Origin of the sequence: Allobacillus halotolerans, from assembly GCF_018967645.1 — a bacterium.
GTDB classification, from domain to species: domain Bacteria; phylum Bacillota; class Bacilli; order Bacillales; family Alkalibacillaceae; genus Allobacillus; species Allobacillus halotolerans.
Window position 1 is genome coordinate 701 of record NZ_JAHLZF010000032.1, and the last position, 4052, is coordinate 4752.

Consider the following 4052-nt stretch of genomic DNA (forward strand, 5'->3'; position numbering starts at 1 on the left):
GAGATCCCTCTCGTTAAGGGAGGCAAGCCCGACGTCGTCCAGATTGTCCGCAACTACAACGCCTACCTTCGGGCCAGCGACGATCTGCCTAAGATGTTCATCGAGTCCGACCCTGGGTTCTTTTCCAACGCTATTGTCGAGGGAGCTAAGAAGTTCCCTAACACCGAGTTCGTGAAGGTGAAGGGCCTCCACTTCAGCCAGGAGGACGCTCCAGATGAAATGGGTAAGTACATCAAGAGCTTCGTGGAGCGCGTGCTGAAGAACGAGCAGACCGGTGGTGGGAGCGGAGGTGGCGGATCAGGTGGCGGAGGCTCCGGAGGGATTGAACAAGATGGATTGCACGCAGGTTCTCCGGCCGCTTGGGTGGAGAGGCTATTCGGCTATGACTGGGCACAACAGACAATCGGCTGCTCTGATGCCGCCGTGTTCCGGCTGTCAGCGCAGGGGCGCCCGGTTCTTTTTGTCAAGACCGACCTGTCCGGTGCCCTGAATGAACTGCAGGACGAGGCAGCGCGGCTATCGTGGCTGGCCACGACGGGCGTTCCTTGCGCAGCTGTGCTCGACGTTGTCACTGAAGCGGGAAGGGACTGGCTGCTATTGGGCGAAGTGCCGGGGCAGGATCTCCTGTCATCTCACCTTGCTCCTGCCGAGAAAGTATCCATCATGGCTGATGCAATGCGGCGGCTGCATACGCTTGATCCGGCTACCTGCCCATTCGACCACCAAGCGAAACATCGCATCGAGCGAGCACGTACTCGGATGGAAGCCGGTCTTGTCGATCAGGATGATCTGGACGAAGAGCATCAGGGGCTCGCGCCAGCCGAACTGTTCGCCAGGCTCAAGGCGCGCATGCCCGACGGCGAGGATCTCGTCGTGACCCATGGCGATGCCTGCTTGCCGAATATCATGGTGGAAAATGGCCGCTTTTCTGGATTCATCGACTGTGGCCGGCTGGGTGTGGCGGACCGCTATCAGGACATAGCGTTGGCTACCCGTGATATTGCTGAAGAGCTTGGCGGCGAATGGGCTGACCGCTTCCTCGTGCTTTACGGTATCGCCGCTCCCGATTCGCAGCGCATCGCCTTCTATCGCCTTCTTGACGAGTTCTTCTGAGCGGGACTCTGGGGTTCGAAATGACCGACCAAGCGACGCCCAACCTGCCATCACGATGGCCGCAATAAAATATCTTTATTTTCATTACATCTGTGTGTTGGTTTTTTGTGTGAATCGATAGCGATAAGGATCCTCTTTGCGCTTGCGTTTTCCCTTGTCCAGATAGCCCAGTAGCTGACATTCATCCGGGGTCAGCACCGTTTCTGCGGACTGGCTTTCTACGTAATGGTTTCTTAGACGTCAGGTGGCACTTTTCGGGGAAATGTGCGCGGAACCCCTATTTGTTTATTTTTCTAAATACATTCAAATATGTATCCGCTCATGAGACAATAACCCTGATAAATGCTTCAATAATATTGAAAAAGGAAGAGTATGAGTATTCAACATTTCCGTGTCGCCCTTATTCCCTTTTTTGCGGCATTTTGCCTTCCTGTTTTTGCTCACCCAGAAACGCTGGTGAAAGTAAAAGATGCTGAAGATCAGTTGGGTGCACGAGTGGGTTACATCGAACTGGATCTCAACAGCGGTAAGATCCTTGAGAGTTTTCGCCCCGAAGAACGTTTTCCAATGATGAGCACTTTCAAAGTTCTGCTATGTGGCGCGGTATTATCCCGTATTGACGCCGGGCAAGAGCAACTCGGTCGCCGCATACACTATTCTCAGAATGACTTGGTTGAGTACTCACCAGTCACAGAAAAGCATCTTACGGATGGCATGACAGTAAGAGAATTATGCAGTGCTGCCATAACCATGAGTGATAACACTGCGGCCAACTTACTTCTGACAACTATCGGAGGACCGAAGGAGCTAACCGCTTTTTTGCACAACATGGGGGATCATGTAACTCGCCTTGATCGTTGGGAACCGGAGCTGAATGAAGCCATACCAAACGACGAGCGTGACACCACGATGCCTGTAGCAATGGCAACAACGTTGCGCAAACTATTAACTGGCGAACTACTTACTCTAGCTTCCCGGCAACAATTAATAGACTGGATGGAGGCGGATAAAGTTGCAGGACCACTTCTGCGCTCGGCCCTTCCGGCTGGCTGGTTTATTGCTGATAAATCTGGAGCCGGTGAGCGTGGGTCTCGCGGTATCATTGCAGCACTGGGGCCAGATGGTAAGCCCTCCCGTATCGTAGTTATCTACACGACGGGGAGTCAGGCAACTATGGATGAACGAAATAGACAGATCGCTGAGATAGGTGCCTCACTGATTAAGCATTGGTAATTCGAAATGACCGACCAAGCGACGCCCAACCGGTATCAGCTCACTCAAAGGCGGTAATACGGTTATCCACAGAATCAGGGGATAACGCAGGAAAGAACATGTGAGCAAAAGGCCAGCAAAAGGCCAGGAACCGTAAAAAGGCCGCGTTGCTGGCGTTTTTCCATAGGCTCCGCCCCCCTGACGAGCATCACAAAAATCGACGCTCAAGTCAGAGGTGGCGAAACCCGACAGGACTATAAAGATACCAGGCGTTTCCCCCTGGAAGCTCCCTCGTGCGCTCTCCTGTTCCGACCCTGCCGCTTACCGGATACCTGTCCGCCTTTCTCCCTTCGGGAAGCGTGGCGCTTTCTCATAGCTCACGCTGTAGGTATCTCAGTTCGGTGTAGGTCGTTCGCTCCAAGCTGGGCTGTGTGCACGAACCCCCCGTTCAGCCCGACCGCTGCGCCTTATCCGGTAACTATCGTCTTGAGTCCAACCCGGTAAGACACGACTTATCGCCACTGGCAGCAGCCACTGGTAACAGGATTAGCAGAGCGAGGTATGTAGGCGGTGCTACAGAGTTCTTGAAGTGGTGGCCTAACTACGGCTACACTAGAAGGACAGTATTTGGTATCTGCGCTCTGCTGAAGCCAGTTACCTTCGGAAAAAGAGTTGGTAGCTCTTGATCCGGCAAACAAACCACCGCTGGTAGCGGTGGTTTTTTTGTTTGCAAGCAGCAGATTACGCGCAGAAAAAAAGGATTTCAAGAAGATCCTTTGATCTTTTCTACGGGGTCTGACGCTCAGTGGAACGAAAACTCACGTTAAGGGATTTTGGTCATGAGATTATCAAAAAGGATCTTCACCTAGATCCTTTTATAGTCCGGAAATACAGGAACGCACGCTGGATGGCCCTTCGCTGGGATGGTGAAACCATGAAAAATGGCAGCTTCAGTGGATTAAGTGGGGGTAATGTGGCCTGTACCCTCTGGTTGCATAGGTATTCATACGGTTAAAATTTATCAGGCGCGATTGCGGCAGTTTTTCGGGTGGTTTGTTGCCATTTTTACCTGTCTGCTGCCGTGATCGCGCTGAACGCGTTTTAGCGGTGCGTACAATTAAGGGATTATGGTAAATCCACTTACTGTCTGCCCTCGTAGCCATCGAGATAAACCGCAGTACTCCGGCCACGATGCGTCCGGCGTAGAGGATCGAGATCTACCGGGTAGGGGAGGCGCTTTTCCCAAGGCAGTCTGGAGCATGCGCTTTAGCAGCCCCGCTGGGCACTTGGCGCTACACAAGTGGCCTCTGGCCTCGCACACATTCCACATCCACCGGTAGGCGCCAACCGGCTCCGTTCTTTGGTGGCCCCTTCGCGCCACCTTCTACTCCTCCCCTAGTCAGGAAGTTCCCCCCCGCCCCGCAGCTCGCGTCGTGCAGGACGTGACAAATGGAAGTAGCACGTCTCACTAGTCTCGTGCAGATGGACAGCACCGCTGAGCAATGGAAGCGGGTAGGCCTTTGGGGCAGCGGCCAATAGCAGCTTTGCTCCTTCGCTTTCTGGGCTCAGAGGCTGGGAAGGGGTGGGTCCGGGGGCGGGCTCAGGGGCGGGCTCAGGGGCGGGGCGGGCGCCCGAAGGTCCTCCGGAGGCCCGGCATTCTGCACGCTTCAAAAGCGCACGTCTGCCGCGCTGTTCTCCTCTTCCTCATCTCCGGGCCTTTCGACCTG

General features: G+C 54.2%; 2 protein-coding genes. Both read left to right on the plus strand.

Annotated elements, in window-relative coordinates; translation table 11 throughout:
• The first annotated feature begins 321 nt into the window (after window positions 1–321).
• Window positions 322–1113, plus strand: coding sequence for an APH(3')-II family aminoglycoside O-phosphotransferase (locus KQ486_RS13585; protein WP_216687973.1), 792 nt, complete (start codon window positions 322–324; stop codon window positions 1111–1113).
• A 372-nt stretch (window positions 1114–1485) separates the two neighbouring features.
• Complete coding sequence (locus KQ486_RS13590; protein WP_000027050.1) at window positions 1486–2346, plus strand: broad-spectrum class A beta-lactamase TEM-116; 861 nt, start codon at window positions 1486–1488, stop codon at window positions 2344–2346.
• Window positions 2347–4052 lie beyond the last annotated feature (1706 nt).

What these genes read in the sequence shown, in the direction of transcription:
- KQ486_RS13590 (WP_000027050.1), top strand. Translation starts at nt 1,486, where the DNA reads ATGAGTATTCAACATTTCCGTGTCGCCCTTATTCCCTTTTTTGCGGCA.